General features: G+C 47.3%; 14 protein-coding genes and 5 pseudogenes. 10 read left to right on the top strand and 9 right to left on the bottom strand.

Annotation, left to right across the window (positions count from 1 at the left end; all coding sequences use genetic code 11):
* Nucleotides 1-358 (bottom strand): annotated as a pseudogene (locus MiSe_RS40470) (photosystem II D2 protein (photosystem q(a) protein)); the annotation flags it as partial.
* A gap of 369 nt (nucleotides 359-727) precedes the next feature.
* Between MiSe_RS40470 and MiSe_RS40465 the strand changes: the two are divergent.
* From MiSe_RS40465 to MiSe_RS40455, 3 genes are all read left to right on the top strand, one after another.
* Nucleotides 728-994 (top strand): UPF0367 protein family, encoded by a 267-nt coding sequence (locus tag MiSe_RS40465; protein WP_226591452.1) that lies wholly within the window; start codon nucleotides 728-730, stop codon nucleotides 992-994.
* Nucleotides 995-1,014: 20 nt separating this feature from the next.
* Entirely contained in the window at nucleotides 1,015-1,692 is a 678-nt protein-coding gene (locus tag MiSe_RS40460; protein WP_226591448.1) for an ABC transporter ATP-binding protein, read from the top strand.
* Between the two features lie 211 nt (nucleotides 1,693-1,903).
* Nucleotides 1,904-2,455 (top strand): NYN domain-containing protein, encoded by a 552-nt coding sequence (locus tag MiSe_RS40455; protein ID WP_226591446.1) that lies wholly within the window; start codon nucleotides 1,904-1,906, stop codon nucleotides 2,453-2,455.
* 55 nt (nucleotides 2,456-2,510) lie between these two features.
* On the opposite strand, the pseudogene MiSe_RS40450 reads toward MiSe_RS40455, so the two are convergent.
* Nucleotides 2,511-3,007, bottom strand: a pseudogene (locus MiSe_RS40450) (RNA-guided endonuclease TnpB family protein); the annotation flags it as partial.
* Nucleotides 3,008-3,081: 74 nt separating this feature from the next.
* On the opposite strand from MiSe_RS40450, the pseudogene MiSe_RS40445 reads away from it, so the two are divergent.
* Nucleotides 3,082-4,191, top strand: a pseudogene (locus MiSe_RS40445) (IS630 family transposase).
* Nucleotides 4,192-4,429: 238 nt separating this feature from the next.
* On the opposite strand, the pseudogene MiSe_RS40440 reads toward MiSe_RS40445, so the two are convergent.
* Nucleotides 4,430-5,657 (bottom strand): annotated as a pseudogene (locus tag MiSe_RS40440) (RNA-guided endonuclease InsQ/TnpB family protein).
* A gap of 593 nt (nucleotides 5,658-6,250) precedes the next feature.
* Here MiSe_RS40440 and MiSe_RS40435 point away from each other — a divergent pair.
* The gene (locus MiSe_RS40435; RefSeq protein WP_226591444.1) at nucleotides 6,251-7,465 is read left to right on the top strand and encodes an aminotransferase class V-fold PLP-dependent enzyme; all 1,215 of its coding nucleotides are present in this window, start codon (nucleotides 6,251-6,253) and stop codon (nucleotides 7,463-7,465) included.
* 722 nt (nucleotides 7,466-8,187) lie between these two features.
* A complete protein-coding gene (locus MiSe_RS40430) occupies nucleotides 8,188-9,180 on the top strand; it encodes an nSTAND1 domain-containing NTPase (RefSeq protein WP_226591442.1) in 993 nt (330 codons plus the stop codon).
* A 318-nt stretch (nucleotides 9,181-9,498) separates the two neighbouring features.
* On the opposite strand, the gene MiSe_RS40425 is transcribed toward MiSe_RS40430, so the two are convergent.
* A complete protein-coding gene (locus tag MiSe_RS40425; RefSeq protein WP_226591440.1) occupies nucleotides 9,499-9,747 on the bottom strand; it encodes a hypothetical protein in 249 nt (82 codons plus the stop codon).
* Between the two features lie 119 nt (nucleotides 9,748-9,866).
* Nucleotides 9,867-10,406: pseudogene (locus MiSe_RS40420) on the bottom strand (SDR family oxidoreductase); the annotation flags it as partial.
* Nucleotides 10,407-10,716: 310 nt separating this feature from the next.
* On the opposite strand from MiSe_RS40420, the gene MiSe_RS40415 reads away from it, so the two are divergent.
* Nucleotides 10,717-11,745 carry a YihY/virulence factor BrkB family protein gene (locus tag MiSe_RS40415; RefSeq protein WP_444980615.1) on the top strand — a complete coding sequence of 343 codons (1,029 nt, stop codon included), beginning with the start codon at nucleotides 10,717-10,719 and terminating at the stop codon, nucleotides 11,743-11,745.
* A gap of 55 nt (nucleotides 11,746-11,800) precedes the next feature.
* A complete protein-coding gene (locus MiSe_RS40410; RefSeq protein ID WP_226591436.1) occupies nucleotides 11,801-12,025 on the top strand; it encodes a hypothetical protein in 225 nt (74 codons plus the stop codon).
* A gap of 388 nt (nucleotides 12,026-12,413) precedes the next feature.
* On the opposite strand, the gene MiSe_RS40405 is transcribed toward MiSe_RS40410, so the two are convergent.
* The 3 genes from MiSe_RS40405 to MiSe_RS51540 all read right to left on the bottom strand — a co-directional run bounded on the left by MiSe_RS40405 (nucleotide 12,414) and on the right by MiSe_RS51540 (nucleotide 14,768).
* Nucleotides 12,414-13,757, bottom strand: a complete 1,344-nt coding sequence (locus MiSe_RS40405; RefSeq protein WP_226591435.1) for a flavin-containing monooxygenase — start codon at nucleotides 13,755-13,757, stop codon at nucleotides 12,414-12,416.
* 4 nt (nucleotides 13,758-13,761) lie between these two features.
* Nucleotides 13,762-14,550, bottom strand: a complete 789-nt coding sequence (locus MiSe_RS40400) for an SDR family NAD(P)-dependent oxidoreductase (protein WP_226591433.1) — start codon at nucleotides 14,548-14,550, stop codon at nucleotides 13,762-13,764.
* 89 nt (nucleotides 14,551-14,639) lie between these two features.
* Nucleotides 14,640-14,768, bottom strand: coding sequence for a hypothetical protein (locus tag MiSe_RS51540; RefSeq protein WP_264196878.1), 129 nt, complete (start codon nucleotides 14,766-14,768; stop codon nucleotides 14,640-14,642).
* A 37-nt stretch (nucleotides 14,769-14,805) separates the two neighbouring features.
* Between MiSe_RS51540 and MiSe_RS51535 the strand changes: the two genes are divergently transcribed.
* Entirely contained in the window at nucleotides 14,806-14,937 is a 132-nt protein-coding gene (locus tag MiSe_RS51535) for a hypothetical protein (protein ID WP_264196876.1), read from the top strand.
* A gap of 354 nt (nucleotides 14,938-15,291) precedes the next feature.
* Nucleotides 15,292-16,035: a two component system response regulator RpaA gene (rpaA, locus tag MiSe_RS40395; RefSeq protein WP_226591450.1), complete on the top strand. Its 744-nt coding sequence runs from the start codon at nucleotides 15,292-15,294 to the stop codon at nucleotides 16,033-16,035.
* Between the two features lie 169 nt (nucleotides 16,036-16,204).
* Here rpaA and chlP read toward each other — a convergent pair whose 3' ends face one another.
* Complete coding sequence (chlP, locus tag MiSe_RS40390) at nucleotides 16,205-17,425, bottom strand: geranylgeranyl reductase (RefSeq protein WP_226591432.1); 1,221 nt, start codon at nucleotides 17,423-17,425, stop codon at nucleotides 16,205-16,207.
* Nucleotides 17,426-17,752 lie beyond the last annotated feature (327 nt).

Below are 17,752 nucleotides of genomic sequence, written 5' to 3'. Positions count from 1 at the left end.
AGGCGCCGTGCAGGGCGATGAAGCTCCACAACCCACCTAGCTGACACCAGCGGGTGAAGTTCCATTGGGCTTCGGGTCCCCAGAGGAACAACAGCGAATGTCCCATGCTGTCTGGGGGGCTGGAGACTGCTACGGTGAGGAAGTTGCAGCCTTCTAGGTAGGAGGATGCTAGTCCGTGGGTGTACCAGGAGGTGACGAAGGTGGTGCCGGTGAGCCAGCCACCCAGTGCCAGGAAGGCGCAGGGGAATAGCAGGATGCCGGACCAGCCGACGAATACGAAGCGATCGCGCTTTAACCAGTCGTCGAGGACGTCGAACCATCCGCGACTTGCTGGGGCGCGTCCGACTGCAATAGTCATGGCGCGAATCTCCAAACAGATATATTAAGTGCAGATTCAACTTCTTTATGCCTGCATCCCTGCCAGAGCAGTTTTACTTAGGCACAAATCCCGTTGAATTGGGATGACAGTTTACGTTTCTTAACTGTGCCTCTCATTATAGGTTGAAGTCTCCAGATTTTTCACCCCCTTGGTCAATGAATTTTGCGATCGCTTACCATGTCCGCAGGACAATCGCTAACTCTACCAGGTACTGTACTCGGGACTTACGCAAAGAAACCGGGTTTCTAAGATTGTGGTGCGTAACCTGGTACTTTTGGGCGGGGATGGCTGGGATTTGAGATAATGGATAAGGCCAATGGGATTCGCGCCAGATTTTTTAACCAAAGCATGTTCACAATCGACTTGACTGTAAAAAACACTCCCTATCCACTCTCAGTGCAAAGGAAGTCAGAAGAGGATGCCCTAGCGCTATACAAGCAAATTGTAGACATCATGGGATCTGGGCATTCTCAAATTTTGGAACTGACCTGCGAGAAACAACCAGAAAAAAAGATAGCCGTTGTCAGTGGCGAAATCTCGGCGGTGCAACTGTCTCAGAAATCCAGTAGCGCTGCGACGGGACGCACCCCCGGTTTTGTTGCCTTGGCTGAGTAAATGCTGCTATTAGCGATCAGATGACACAAGCAGCCATTCAAGTAAGCGATCTGTGCTTTAACTGGCCTAAAGGCGACAAGATTTTACAATCTTGCTCGCTGGAGGTTCCCAAAGGCGAATTTTGGATGCTTTTGGGAACCAACGGCAGCGGCAAATCAACGTTGCTGAGGTTGCTGGCTGGCTTGTTGCTTCCTCAGTCGGGTAACATTCAAATTGCTCAGCCAGTAGGTTTCGTCTTTCAAAATCCCGATCATCAATTAGTGATGCCCACCGTTGGGGCAGATGTGGCTTTTGGGTTAGTAGAGGAAAATCTTTCCCCACCTGCGGTGCGCCAGCGGGTAGAAGAAGCGCTGACAGCAGTCAATTTACTAGCCTTGCAGCGACGGCCTATTTATGCTTTGAGTGGGGGTCAGAAGCAGCGAGTGGCGATCGCGGGCGCTATTGCCCGTCGCTGTGAAGTTTTACTTTTGGATGAACCCACTGCGTTACTCGATCCAGATAGTCAGTTAGATCTGGTGGCTGGGGTACAGCGTTTGGTCAAAAGTCAAGGCATCACCGCCCTATGGGTAACTCACCGCCTCGATGAGTTGAATTACTGCGATGGTGCTTTTTTATTAGAACAAGGCCAAGTTGTAGACTCTGGCGATCCAAACCGCTTAAAGCAACGTCTGATGCAAGTCGAGGAAATTAGCTCCTAGTGCAGGGGAGCAGGTGTGCAGGTGTACAAGGGAGAATGTCTATTCAAATTCTCCTCTGCTCCCCTGCCCCTCTGTTCACCTGCCCCTCTGCTCACCTGCCGACAGAAATGCATATTTTTGCGATTATGTCAACCGAAGTAACACTTTGATTACTATGGAGATATGAATTAATATCGAAAACGTTAAGTTTAGAAAACTTTGGCGTTGAAAAATGACATCCCCACCGCCGTCAGCAGTTTTGCTAGTAGACGGCTACAACATAATTGGTTCGTGGAATAAGCTGATCTATACCCGCGATCGCAAAGGTTTAGAAGCAGCCCGCTGGGAGTTGGTTGAAGCCCTGACAAGCTATAGCGCTTTTCAGGGCTTTGATACTAAAGTCGTGTTTGATGCGCATTACCGCGATACCCCCGGCAATAACGAGGTGATTACAGAGAATTTATCTGTATACTACACCGAATTTGGGCAAACCGCAGACACTTTTATCGAAAAATCCTGTGCTGTACTGCGCCACCAGTTGCTCCCATTGCAGCGGCGGCTGATTGTTGCCACATCGGACAGGGCGCAGAAGCTAACAGTCGTGGGCTATGGTGCCCAATGGATGTCAGCGCAGGAACTGGCATACGAAATCGAATCAACGGCGCAGCGCCTGCGGCGGAAACATCAACCGCGCAAACAATCCAGCGGTCGTTTTTTAGCCAATTCCCTAGATGACAAAGCACGGCGACGCTTAGCTGAGTTGCGGATGGGATGCAAAGATTGACACGACACCTTTACCGATTAATTTTCAGAGCTAACCGAGTTGACATCCTCTCCCGTTAAGCTTCGCTATAACGGGAGATTGCCAAACCTGACGATTTGGGTTTCTGTTTCCTTCCCTTACAGGTTTTTGGCAACCGCCGTTTAAACTCATCCCTATCAGGTCTTACGTTCGCGACGGAGTCTATCACCGCAAGCCCTGCGGCAAGAATATTGTTTGCGGCATTGATGTCCCGGTCGTGGTGCGTCCCACATTCAGGGCAGTTCCACTCCCTGACATCAAGCGGCAATTTATCGACAATGTGACCGCATTTGCCGCAGCGTTTAGTACTGGGAAACCAACGGTCAATTTTAACCAGTGTCCGACCGTACCACTGGCATTTATATTCCAGCTGCTGTATCAATTCAGACCAGCTTGCATCAGCAATAGCTGCAGTGAGCTTACGGTTTTTCAACATGTTCTTCACGAGCCTTACTCCTCGACGGCAATCGTTTGGTTTTCGCGCACCAATCGAGTGGTCAACTTGTGAAGGAAATCAATTCTTGCGTCAGCAATGGCTGATATCAAGTCCGGTTGCACCGGACTTGTATAGTGGGGGTGTAGTTGATCGAGAGTGCGATCGCACAGTTATGGGCAAGCGTCTTGTAATCGAACCACATCTTTCAGTGGAAGAACTAGAGATGCGTTACCTCAAGGCATCTAACCCCATAGAGCGGACTCGCTACCAAATTATCTGGCTGAAAGCCCTCGGATTTGGTAGCGAAGAGGTGGCTTCAGTTACAGGTTATTACCGAGACAGAATTCGTAGAATTGCCCGTCGTTACAACACAGAAGGCGCACAAGGATTAATAGATCGTCGCCGTGTTCATTCTGGTAGAGAGCCAATATTGTCAGACATTGAGCAAGCGCATTTAGGGCAAGCACTATTAGAATTGGCTCCTGATGGTGGACTGTGGAATGGGCGTAAAGTAGCCAATTGGATGGAGCAATTAATCGGACAACCTGTTCATCGGCAACGTGGATGGGAGTATTTACGACAGATGAATTTCAGACAACGGATACCCCGACCACAGCATGACGGAGCCGATTTGGATCAACAACAAGCATGGAAAAAAAACTAGATCTCGAACGAAAGCGATTGCCGGCGAATTATCCGGCAGCTGATGTAGAAGTTTGGGCAATGGATGAACATCGATTGGGACTCAAACCTGTACAGCGCCGTGTTTGGGTGCAACAGGGTGAGCAGCCCATCGCCGCAGTTAACTGGCGTTACCAATGGTTATGGCTCTATGGCTTTGTTCATCCTGAATCTGGGGAAACTTACTGGTGGATTTTACCCAAGGTGAATATAGAGCTATTCAACCGCGTTTTAGCAGATGCAAGCCCAACATTTTGGTGTAGGTCAAAACAAGCGAATTATTTTGGCTCTCGACCAAGCGGGTTGGCACATCAGTGACCAGCTACAAATCCCTGAAGGAATTCACTTGATATTTATTCCTTCCCACTCCCCAGAATTACAACCAGCTGAGCGTTTGTGGCCAAGAACCAATGAACCGATTGCCAATCGCTCATTCAAGTCTTTAGATGAGCTGGAGGAATTGTTATTTCATCGCCGTCGCAACTTGCTAACTCAGAAAGATTTGATCTCCCATCTAACTTTTTTTCATTGGTGGCCAAGAACTACTGCTACTGGTTGCGAGCGCACCCCCACTATACAATTCCGGTGCAACCAAACTTGATATAAGACCCTAATCACTCACACCCTACATAAACATGAAGCGAACAAGGGATTCAACTTCTTAGGATTCACCATCAGACAATACCCCGTCTAAAGGTGAAAAACTGGGATACAAAACAATCATCAAACCAAGTCAAGAAAACATCAGTCGCCACCAAAAGAAGCTGGCTAAAATCATCAAAACCCATGGTTCCTCTCAGGATGTCCTGATTGGTGAATTATATCATGTCCGCGAGAGATCAGTTGTGTATAGTTGATTGTGCGAAAAAGCGTTTTTTCTCCCCCAGCTCCCCTTTGCTCCCCCATCCCCTTTGCTCTCCAAACGCAACCGATGCAACCGGACACGATATTACGTTCGCTCCACAGGCTGTCACGGTGTGTCCCACCGCCAAGATGTTTCGTGCCGCATTGATGTCCCGGTCATGGTGCGTCCCACAACTTGGGCAGTCCCATTCCCGGACGCTCAACGGCAACGATTCGAGAATGTGTCCGCAACTTCCACAGCGCTTAGAACTGGGAAACCAGCGGTCAATTTTCACCAAGGTTCGACCATACCACTTGGCCTTGTATTCGAGTTGACGAACCAACTCACCCCAAGCTGCATCAGCAATTTGCCTTGCCAATTTGGGGTTTTTCACCATGTTCTTGACCGACAAATCCAAGGGCCGCGATGGTTTGGTTTTCGCGCACCAGTCGAGTTGTCAGCTTATGGAGAAAATCTTTGCGCGCATCTGCAATCCGAGCTTGTACCCGCGCCACCTGCAATCTTGCTTTATCTCGATTGCGAGAGCCTTTCTGCTTACGAGAAAGGGCTTTCTGTACTCGTTTGAGTTTCTTTCTCAGTCGCTCAAACGGTTTGGGATTGGCAATCTTTTCGCCGTTGCTGGTCGCAATCAAGCTGTTGATTCCCAGATCCAGTCCAATCGACTGAGACTGAATCGGCAGTGGTTTGACATTGGGATTGTTCACCAACAGCGAAACATGCCAGCGCCCACAAACATCCAGCTTCACCGTAATTGTGGAAGGCTCACATCCTTCAGGGAGTGGACGGCTCCAGCGAATTGGCAAGGCATCTTTACACTTTGCCAAAAACACCTGTCCATCTTTCCATTTGAACGCAGACCTGGTGAACTCTGCGCTGCCACCATTGCGTTTCTTTTTGAAGTTGGGGTATCTTGCCCGTCCGGCAAAGAAATTGCTGAACGCTTTTTGCAAGTGCCTCAATCCTTGCTGCAACGGCACGCAGCTAACCTGATTCAAAAATTGGAGGTCATCTTGCTTTTTCCATTGAGTCAACAGGGCAGACGTTTGAACGTAGTCAATACTTTCTTGCCGTTGATACCAAGCCTCGGTTCTCACTGCCAACGCCCGGTTATAAACGAGGCGGACACAGCTCAACGTGCGACGCAGCAAAGATTCTTGCTCTGCCGTTGGATAAATTCTGTACCGGAACGCTTGTTCTACCAAGTCTCACATGATCGCGAAGATTTTGTGAGATTGTCAATTGCCACCGGGATTGACCGGATGGCAATTGACGCTCCTATCCCTCCCCAGGCTGCAACGCTCGCGCCTGGGGTCTCTCGGAGGTTCCCGATCAAAGCAGTTGTTTGGACAAAACTGAAAAAAAAAATTTGTCAGGGGGGGTTGCAAATCCCATCTGATACCGCTACTATTAATAACTGCGATCCTCAGTAGCTCAGTGGTAGAGCGGTCGGCTGTAATGGACGCAAGATATTAGGACTAACTGATATCTTGAGTGACATAGCAGCGCTACTTGGTAACAAGTAGTGGAAAATCGGGTGAATTCAGGGAAGCCGCAGCACTAAGGGTGGCGGTAATCCTGAGCCAAGTCTGGCAAAAGGCGGTGGTTTCCACAGTAGCCAGAAAGGCGCAGAGACTAAGGATGAGGAGCCTGTCCAATAAATCCTAGAGCGCCCGACATCCCAAAAAAGGGATGATGAGATAGTCCACCCCTTGCGGAAACGTAGGGATAAGTGTAACCGATTGGTCGCTGGTTCGAATCCGGCCTGGGGAGTTAGATAAAAAATGAAGGGTGAAGCATGAAGGATGAGAATTTAGACTTCAAACTTCACCTTTCAGAATTTGGTAAGTATTGGTCGCTTGACCGGGAAATAACATTTCTCAATCACGGTTCGTTTGGCGCCTGTCCAATGCCTGTATTGGAGGCGCAGCAGCGCTGGCGCTTGCAGATGGAACGGGAACCGCTGCGCTTTTTCGTGCGGGAGTTTGAGGAACTGCTGGATCGAGCAAGAAGCGAGTTAGCTGAGTTTGTCGGCGCGGATGCTGGGGAATTGGCATTTGTGCCGAATGCGACGACGGGGGTGAATGCGGTGTTGCGATCCCTCACCTTCGCTCCAGGGGATGAATTACTCACCACCGATCACGAATATAATGCCTGTCGCAACGTGCTGAACTTTGTAGCAGAACGCACGGGGGCGAAAGTAGTGGTGGCAGAAATTCCGTTTCCCCTGGGTTCGCCCCAAGACATAATTGCAGCAGTATGCGATCGCGTCACACCCAAGACAAAGCTAGCGCTGTTAGACCACATAACCAGCCAAACAGGTCTAATTTTACCGATTTCAAACATAATTCAAGAACTGGCGCAGCGTGGCGTAGATACCCTGATCGATGGCGCTCACGCGCCCGGTATGATTCCCTTAGACCTGCATAACTGCGGCGCAACGTACTACACCGGAAATTGCCATAAATGGTTGTGTGCGCCCAAAGGCGCGGCATTTTTGTACGTGCGACAGGACAAGCAATCGTCCATTCGTCCGATGACTATTAGTCACGGCGCTAACTCGCCCCGCACCGATAAATCCCGCTTTCAATTAGAGTTTGACTGGATGGGAACCGACGATCCCACAGCATATTTATGCGTACCAGAAGCAATTCAATTCATGGGTTCGCTGCTTTTGGGTGGATGGTCCGAATTAATGGCACGAAATCGGACAATGGTATTGACAGCGAGGCAGATGCTGTGCGAGGCGTTGGATGTTGCGCCACCCTGTCCCGATCAGATAATTGGTTCGATGGCAGTTATCCCGTTACCAGAGGATAGAACCGAATTTGTCAAAACGCGGTTAATTCCGCCGCTACAAGATGCGCTGTGGGAGCATTTTAAAATTGAAGTGCCGATAATTTATTGGCCTAAATACCCCTTTCGGCAGATGCGGATTTCGGCGCAAATTTATAATACCTTTCCACAATATGAATATTTGGCCTTTGCACTAACCGAGTGTAAAACCTTGTAAAGTTAGTATGAAATCAGCAATCTTACTGATGAAATTTCAGTTGTACCTATTATTACTTAAATCGGTTTGAGTTAACCGATTCTGAAATCCGTAATTTCACTTTTGAGGTACTTACAGGTATAAGTCATAGTACTTATAAAAGGTAGTCTACATTTCTACCTAAATTGAAGAGGACGCGGGGACACTAAGGACGAGGGGACGATAATTTATTGGCCTAAATACCCCTTTCGGCAGATGCGGATTTCGGCGCAAATTTATAATACCTTTCCACAATATAAATATTTGGCCTTTGCACTAACCGAGTGTAAAACCTTGTAAAGTTAGGATGAAATCAGTAATCTTACTGATGAGATTTCAGTTGTACCTATTATTACTTAAATCGGTTTGATGTTAACCGATTCTGAAATCCGTAATTTCACTGTTGAGGTACTTACAGGTATAAGTCATAATACTTATAAAGGGTAGCATCTAAACTTCTAGAAGAATCTAGTTTTTATCGTGTTGGCCAACCAGTAGAATGTAAGCCCGCAGGTTAAAGCCAAAGGCGTTTAAATTAAGGGTTGGCATCATCCATTTCGCAACTCAGAGTATCAGTATCTTTTGCTTGCGCGATATGCCGACCGCACGCTGCGCGAACGCAACTACCCGTAAACATGGGTATGAAAGCAGAAGTAATATCCCCCATCTTGTTACTACGTCTCGACTGGTAGCGAAACTTTCTTATGACTTCTCAGTTGGGTGCTCCTTGTCCGTTTTTGGCAGGACCGATGATTGAAAAGCCCCAGCATTTTGTTGGGCGCGAAGCTGAATTAGACTACATTACCTCGCGAATAATGGGTATCGGGTCTAGCAGCATTAATGTTGTGGGCAAACAGGGAATGGGAAAATCTTCTCTGCTTTATCGCTTTTGCCAGACTTACGAACAGCGGGTAGAAAATCCCCGCCGTTTTATAGTAATTTACCTGAATTTGCAAGAATCTCATTGTCGGCGGGAAAATGCCTTCTATCTGGCAGCTGCGCGACAATTGCTCAATCACCCCTTGGTGAAAGCAAAACCAGAATTAATGAGACCCTGGAAGAATATTAAATTTTTGGATCGCCAAAGCTTTTCAGGGGCAATCGGAGAGTGGAAACGGCAGGGATTATTCCCTGTGCTTTGCCTGGATGATTTTGAAGCGTTGTTTCGTTATCCAAAACATTTTAACGATGGTTTTTTTGACAATTTGCGGTTTTTGATCAACAGCAATATCTTGAGGCTGGTGGTAGCTTCCCACAGAAAGCTAGATTTTTACCAGCGTCGGTATAAGCTGACTTCTTCTTTTTTGAATGGCTTTGAACAAGTTCTGCCTTTGGGGGAATTGACAGAAGAAGAAGCATGGGAACTGGTAAGCTTGCCTGAGAGAATGGGGGCAAAGGCTGCATTAAGTACGGAAGAGCAACACCTTGCTAGAGAATGGGGTGGTGGGCATCCTTTTTTATTGCAACTGGCAGCAAGTTTATTGTGGGAGGCGCATCAACAAGGGCTTGATGTAAGTTGGGCGCAAGCTAAGTTTGAACAAGTTGCCCGTCGCATACCAAAGCCGCTTTGGAAAATACCCCCATATTTAGACGAATTTGTCAGAAGTTATGGCTCTGTGGGGATGGTTATCCTGTTAGTTTTGTTTGGCATAGGTGTTTTGCACCAAACTCAGGTATTCGGCTTGCTGCAAAAATAAAAGAATCCGGGTTTCTTTAAGAAACCCGGATTCTTAATGCCACAATGACTGCGCCCCATCAATCCAAATTTTCGTACCGCTGATGTGACTTGCAGCATCCGATGCTAAAATTGACACTCCCCGGTCTAAAGACACGGGGATTCTTAACACCTTTCAATCTTAATATCCCTATTTCTAGGGTTCTCCGGGCTCACCACATTTGCCACCAGGGCGTGGTGATTTCTCCTGACAATTTTTGTGCCTCGGTAGCAAAATGTCCTCTCAGTTATTAATACTGCTTGGGGTTTGGTGAGGTTTTTATCTACTATTTCAGCCATTTTATTTGGGTGAACTCTCTGTTTTTCCTGGCTCGGGTTGATTTGTGTTAAATCCTAATATTTTTCCGGCGGAATTGGTGGCGCTGCGGTAATTCCCTGACGGCTCTTGTTGCATATGGAATCCCAGGAAATCCAACCCTACATTTCCGTTGTACTCATTGAGGGTGTGGGTTGTTTTTGTTTGACTGGGTTTTAATTCCAGTCCCATTCCTTTGAGCCATTCGGATATTATCTTTTGGCATTGAGTCACCACGTTTATATCTGCGTGTATGACTACGTCGTCTGGGTATCTTATGAAACTCAGCGACTTTACCTTGGTTTGCCAACTCACTTGATTTCCTTTTGGATTTCGGATGTCTAGTGTTTTGGCCGCACCCGATGTTCGGCAAGTTCTAGCGCTATCATTTTAGTAAAAGCTACTTGAGCAGCTTGAGAGCAAGCATAGGCGGTAGCACCCGTATTGCTAAACATGCGCGTGCCGTTAACCGATGAGGTAACAATTACCGCTCCGCGTTGTTTTTTCAAGTAAGGTACGCCATATTTAACGGTTAAAAATGTCCCTTTAAGATTGAATTTTAAAGTTTTATCCCATGCTTCGGGCGTTAATTATTCGATGGTTCCCCAAACGCCATTAATTCCTGCATCGGCAAATACAATATCAATTCTTTCCCATCGATATGCAATTTTTTCGATTGCTTGTTGCATCTGCTCTGGTTGGGAAATATCGGCGACTATCGGCATGGCAAAGCCGCCATTACCTTCAATCTGGGCAACAGTTTTATTAATATCGCCTTCTGTTCTTCCTAACGCGGCTACTTTAGCGCCTTCTTTGGCTAGCAAAATTGCCGCCGCCTTACCAATTCCAGATCCGGCTCCCGTAATTAGCGCTACTTTACCTACAAGTTGCATAATTATTTATAGGTAATGGGTAATGGGTAATAGGTAATGGGTAATAGGTAATTGAATTTTTTTATTAAATACCCAAGTTTAATTAAAGCCTAAGCGAATCAATTCGTAGTTCGGTCTAAAGATAGAATTTTTAGAGGCAAGGGGCAGTCAACCTTAAGAGAGATGACCTGACTTGGTTGGGAGTAGTAAAAAATAAAAAGGCAAAAGCTTAAACTGATTGCTAGATTAATCAACAATGCCGCAACGCACTTCCAACCCATCAGATAGCCACCCAACCGAGGAGTTTCAGTCGGGTAAAAAAGCAGCGCGTCTGAATTTTAAAACAATTGGGGGATTGCTAAAAGAAACGTTTGATGAATGGAACGAGGATAAAGCGTCGCGATTGTCGGCGGCGTTGGCGTATTACACGATTTTTTCCCTGGCACCGCTGTTGATTATTGCGATCGCGATCGCAGGCAGTATATTCGGTGAAGAAGCAGCCAGAGGCGAAATAGTCGGGCAAATTCAAGGTTTAGTTGGCAAAAGTGGCGCAGAAGTCATCGAAACGGCAATTGAAAATGCTAACAAACCCGCCACCGGGACAATTGCTTCGCTTATAAGTATCGTTGCTCTGTTATTTGGTGCTGCTGGCGTATTTTCTCAACTGCGAGATGCCCTCAACACAATTTGGGAAGTGCAGCCAAAACCAGGACTCCCTGTCAAAGGCTTTATTCGCCAAAATGTTTTGTCCTTCACAATGGTATTGGGGATTGGCTTTTTACTGCTGGTTTCCCTAATTATTAGCGCGGTTTTGGCAGCAATTAACAGCTATTTCAGCAATTTATTGCCCGGTTTCGACGTTATGTGGCAAATTGCCAACTTTATCATCTCGTTCGGCGTTACTACATTACTGTTCGCAATGATGTTTAAATTTCTTCCCGATGCGAAAATTACTTGGGGAGATGTTTTAATTGGGGCGGCGATTACCTCGCTGCTGTTCAGTATCGGCAGGTTTTTGTTGGGTGCGTATCTGGGAAATGGCAGTTTTGGCTCGACTTACGGTGCTGCTGGATCGCTTGTAGTTATCCTGGCTTGGGTTTACTATGCAGCTCAAATTTTATTTTTCGGCGCGGAGTTTACCCAAGTTTACGCCAGAAAATTTGGCTCTCAAATTGTACCGGATGAACATGCCGTACCCGTTACAGAAGAAGCCCGCGCCCAACAAGGAATACCCCACAGATCGGATATTGAGGATGGGGGACAGGATAACCGCAGCAGACGGGTAGATCGACGCCGGTTTAAACGTTCCCGATGGCAAGGGTTTCTACGACGGCTAAGTGGGAAAAGTAAAACGAGATGATTGTGTAATAGGATAATTAACTGGACAACGATCGCTTGTTCAGGAGCAAAACCCTATGTCAGAAACAGTTTCCAGAACCGTTCACAATTTGCTTACACTACTCGCACAGCAAGGAGATCCCAAAGCGATTCAAGCACTGAAGAACTGCAAAGATGTTGAGATCGTTGACGATATAGACGATGAGGATGCTGTTCAGATAGTCGTTATGCAATCAGATGGGGAGTATCTAGTCACCCACCACGGGACTAGCTTTGTGCCCAAAAACGAGGAAAAAGAATAGCTCAAGATGTAGCAAAGCTAACGGTGTCACACTGTACAAGGCTAAACAGGCAATGCATTGAGTATCAATACTCAATGCATTTGATGTTTTTGTATGATATTCTCAATGACTAATCTTCACCTGGCTGCATTTATTAGGGATTTGAGATCTAGCGAATCATCGGTATCTTTGATTTGGCGTTAGTTCGCTTTGCTACTGATGTAGCTTACGCGATCGCGATAACGAGTTAGAATGAAATTTTTTGCATCAGCTTTTAGGGATTGCAGTTTATAGCGGATTGCAGCCCTATGAGGTACACCGCAAGGCAAGTGTAGCCGCACCCTTAAGGGTGCGGCTACACTTGCCTTGCGCGATTTCGCTTTACCTCATCCACTTGCAATCCGCTGTATCAATACATTGCGATCGCTTCAGCAGTCTGAGGTGCTGTTAAAGGTGGTAGGGGACGATTTGTCCAATCAGAATATTGAGCATCAATCCCAGCGGCTCTTTTAACAATCCAATTAAACAGCCAGTGAGTCAATTTTAACTGCCGAAAGGTTGCTTGGGGGTCAGATAAATGATTAGAGGGTAATTGTTGTCCCATGGTTTTGAAAACTAAACCCATCGGCACTTTAATTCGATCTTGTAATTGCAGAAAGCGGGTAAAAATTGGGCCATAAGCAGCAATTAAAGACCCGACGCCCCCGCGCGCCTGACCCCAACCAATGTAATATAATCCCTTGTAATCTTCTAAAAATGCCCCCGCATAACACTTCACCAAAGAACCTTCAACCCGCTGAAGTTCTGGGGGCAAAAACGGATAAGCAACGTGATAACCCGTGGCACAAACAATTAAGTCAAATTCTTCACAAGTGCCATCGACAAATTCAACCTGAGAACCCGCCAGCCGCCTCACGGCAGGTTTAGGAATAATGCGACCATGTTTGATATAGTAAGGCACTTCATTATTTAACGTTGGGTGTTTCTCAAAAATGCGATGATTGGGTTTAGATAATCCATAACTTTCATGGTTGCCAAAAGTCAGGCGGATAATGCTATAAGCCATTAATCGCTGCAACCATTCTGGCATCCACCATTGAATAATATCTACGATGGGAACTCCGGCAAACGTCTTAGGAATCAACCAAACTGATTCCCGCCAGCTTAAAACGCTTTTACTTCCCACTCGTGCAGCTTCTGCCGCAATATCGCAGGCGGAATTTCCAGCCCCAATTACCAGCACTCGTTTACCCAACAATTGAGCGGGGCGTTTGTAATCTTTTGAGTGGATAATCTCTCCCTTATACTCTCCCTCGAATTGGGGAAGCCGTTTGCACCAGTGATGACCGTTGCATAGCAATACTCCTTTGTAAATCCGCTGTTCTCCACTTTTAAAAGTGACTTCCCAGAGGTTATTTTCAATCGGTCGCACATAGGTAACCGTGCAATTTAGTTGAATGCGTTGACGCAAATCAAAATGGTCGGCAAAGCTGTTAAGATAATCCCGCATTTGTTGAGCGCTGGGAAAGTCGGGATAATAATCCGGCATGGGAAAATGAGTAAATTGGGTGACTTGGCGGGATGAAATGATATGTGCAGTTTCATACACGCCGTGATACCAATTGCCCCCAATATTATCGCTAGCATCTACTTGATCGTAGGGCATCCCAGCCGCTTGCAGCGCTTGCGCCATGCCTAACCCGACAAATCCTGCCCCAATAATTAAATATTTGTCTGTATGAGCTTGGATCATTATTTTAGCCTCCCCTCCAGTCGATCAAACGCGGGAAATAGCGTTTTAGCACCTGGGTGATTTGAGCGATCGCATCGGGAAACACTTCAGCGCGATCCTGTATAATTCCTCTAATAGTCTGGCGCATCACTTCCGCCGGGTCAGTTACCCACCGTTCTGGAATACCCTCTAACCCCTGAGCTAAAGTACCATAACTTTCAGATTGCAAAATTGGAGTGCGGCTGAAAAAAGGATAAACAGCCGTTACCTTAACGTTATAAGCTTTGACTTCATTTAATAGCCCTTCACTAAAGCCCCGCAAGCCAAATTTACTCGCACTATAATGCGCCATCCCCGCTGGTGCTATCCAACCGGCGAGGGATGAAATATTGACAATATGACCCTTTTGACGCGCAATCATATCAGCTGCGAACGTGGCGCTTAATCGCATCGGAGTCAACAGGTTTACTTGCATCAACTGTTCCCATTTTGCCAAAGGAACTTCATCCATGCGTCCGAACAACCCGATCCCAGCATTGTTAATTAAAACATCAACGGGTATACCCAAGGCTTTTACCTGCTGGTAAAGGTTTTGACATCCCTCTAGGCAAGACAAATCAGCAGCGATGCCAGCGACTATTTCACCCGTTTTGATGTCATATTGGATCGTTTCAGCCCGTTTTTGTAGAATATCTAACTCTAAATCGGTCAAGATTAATCGGCTACCCGCCATCAATAATTGTCGGGTGAGTTCCTGTCCGAACCCCCCCGCAGCACCTGTAATTAGTACCACTGCTTCTTTTAATTGGGTCATCTTCCGTTTTGTAGCATCTCAATCTTGGCTCAAATTTTAGGTGACCTGAGTACCGTTAGGAGTAACAGCGACCGTTGGGTTTAGACATCTTACCCCGGTTTCAACTCTGGGTCTTGTAGCGTTGCTTCCCAGTCGCGACTTGCCCCCAGCGCGGGGTAAAGCGTTATTGCCAGACCGTTTCTGCGCCACCTGGGTGGAGCGTCAGGAAGATGGGGCATTTTGCCGGTGACAACTAAGTAGGTGCAGGTAAATAAAGTGAAAATAGCTATCCCTACCTATGGCGGGCGATTAGCCCACCCCACAAAACCTTCAATCTCTTGTGGGGTGGGCGTCCCGTTTGCCATTGTGGTGAGTTTATTTATATTCACCTACTTACTAGGGGCGTGACGGGACAAAACCCTGGTCATTATAGTTTTACTACAGAAAAACGGAATATACTGCACCAAATCGGCAGTTTTTGGCGCTCATACGCCAGAAACTGTTGCCTAGTCTGGATTTTTCCCCCTTGCGGAGCCATCCGAGTTCGAGCAACTACCAAGTCAGCTCAGGGACTGCTGGCGCATTGCGCCAAAAACGCAGTGGACTTCGCGCTTTATCGGCAAAGCTGTACAAACTGTCAGCAAAAGTCCACCAATTTTAGTAATTTTTTAGAATCGTGCTTATAATCTGTACAGGAAACTTTGCCACTTGCAACAGTTCCTTATCGAACCTTAAAAAAACTTCACTCAAAGCTCTTTAATGATGCCTCGCATACTTGTTATCGACGACGATCGTGCAATATCAGAATTAGTAGCCGTCAACCTGGAAATGGCTGGATACGATGTCAGCCAAGCAGAAGATGGCATTAAAGGTCAGGCGCTAGCGCTCCAGATCCAGCCAGACCTGATAATTTTAGACTTGATGCTGCCTAAAGTAGATGGATTCACGGTTTGTCAGCGCCTGCGCCGGGATGAGCGGACTAAAGATATCCCCGTGTTGATGCTGACGGCTTTAGGCCAAACTCAAAATAAGGTGGATGGCTTTAATGCCGGTGCGGATGACTACCTCACCAAGCCATTTGAAGTCGAAGAAATGCTGGCACGGGTGAGGGCGCTGCTGCGACGCACCGACCGCATTCCTCAAGCTGCCAAGCATAGCGAAATCCTGAATTACGGTCCGTTGACCCTGGTTCCAGAACGCTTTGAAGCCTTATGGTTCGCTCAAACGATCAAACTGACTCACCTAGAGTTTGAATTGTTACATTGCTTGCTTCAGCGTCACGGTCAAACCGTTTCTCCCAGCGAAATTCTTAAGGAAGTTTGGGGCTATGACCCAGATGATGATATAGAAACGATTCGCGTGCATATCCGACACTTGAGAACCAAGCTCGAACCAGACCCGCGTCACCCGCGCTACATTAAGACCGTCTACGGTGCAGGTTACTGTCTGGAGTTACCCAGTCGGGAACAAGTAGGGGCGGCGGATGTGGGATCGACGGTTGAATAGATCGGGATTTACACGTAGATTCCGCTTATATTTAGGTGATGATTTTTTATGAGTGATTAACTATACGGAGAAAATGCCAGCATGAGATTGTTCATCTAATGCTGGCATCTGATGATGAAAGCGTACTGCTATAGAAACCCGGTTTTTTGGCAAAACCGGGTTTCTTAAATTAAGGGGCGAGGGCATTACCCCGGAGTAAGCTAGCAATGGTCTTGGCAGTAATCTTCATTTGGATCAAAGGATTTGCAGGCACGACCGTCTTATAAAGGTAACTATCAAACGTCAGGCGCTGCACGTCCATGTCGGCGCACATTTCCACAAACGCTTCCCGCGTGGCGTCGGAACGGTAGAATACCCGTTGCAGGATATCCAGCACCACGTAGGTCATGCCGTATTTCTTATCCCAACGCTTCAGGTAAACTTTGAGTTCGTCTGAGGTGGGAATGCGCGCGCCGTTGTGGGAAAATTCTACAATCGTTTCGGCGCACATCCTTCCCGATTTGGCGGCGAAGTATATTCCCTCACCTGAAGATTTGGTGACGTATCCGGCGGCGTCGCCTACCAAAGCAACGCGACCGACGACGCGGCGGGGTCTGGGATGTTCGGGGATGGGGTGCGCTTCGACTTTGATAATTTTACCGCCAACCAGTTTCCGGGCAGCACGGGCGCGAATTCCGGCTTGCAAATCTTTGATAATGGCTTTGTTGACCTTCATCGTGCCGGTGCCGACGGCGACGTGGTCGTATTTGGGGAATACCCAGGCGTAGAAGTCGGGGGAAACATCGTTACCGACGTACATTTCTGCCAGGTCTTGGTAGTAGTCCATTTTGTCTTCTGGCAGGCGGATGCGCTCTTGGAATGCGATCGCATAGTTATAGTCCCCGGCATCGATGGCTTTGGCAACGCGGGAATTCGCCCCATCGGCACCAATCACCAAATCGACTTGTAAGGTTTTATTTTCCCCTTCTATGCTGCCATTTGAGTGGTCGGCGTAATGGAGAGTGTAAACACCGTTATTGCTTGTGGGAATATCCAGTTTATAAAGCGTGCCGTTGATCAGCTTAGCGCCTAGTTTGGCTGCGCGATCGCGCAGGAACCCATCCAGCACCTCGCGACGGCACATGCCGATATATTCTTCTTCTTTTTCTAGATTGATATCAACCTCAATATTCGACGGCGAGATCATCTTCATTTTTCTCACCCGCCGGTCGATAATTTCCGGCGGTAGGTCGAACTCGCTCACCATGCACAAGGGAATCGCTCCGCCACAAGGCTTGGCGTTGTCCAGCTTGCGCTCGATTAAATACGTCTCAATTCCAGCTTTGGCAAGCGTTTCGGCAGCACAGGAACCCGCTGGTCCCCCTCCTACAACAGCAACCCGTAGTGACAAAGGTTTTCTCCCAATCGCTTCAAGCTACAAGGTGAGATGGTATCACGGAGTTTGAGTCTGGTTGGCAGTGACTTGGCTGGATATGAACAAATTGCTACAGACCTTAACAGTTCTTAAGATACAACCCCCCTCTTTTTGGGAATGCCCGATGCATTTTACCCGGAACGGTCTTTACGGGAAATTTATGCAGTTTCTGGTTAATTGACATCCTCCCGCCGCTAATTCGGAGTACCGAATATAGCGGGGGATTCCAAAGATTGCTCTTTAGGCTTCCTCTTTCCACGAGTTGACTTACTTGGAGGAGTTTCCCCACCCAAATATTGGTCA

Origin of the sequence: Microseira wollei NIES-4236 (assembly GCF_020521235.1) — a bacterium.
Lineage (GTDB): Bacteria > Cyanobacteriota > Cyanobacteriia > Cyanobacteriales > Aerosakkonemataceae > Microseira > Microseira wollei.
Note: the sequence above shows the minus strand (reverse complement) of the source record. Positions and strands in the feature narration are given on the sequence as shown.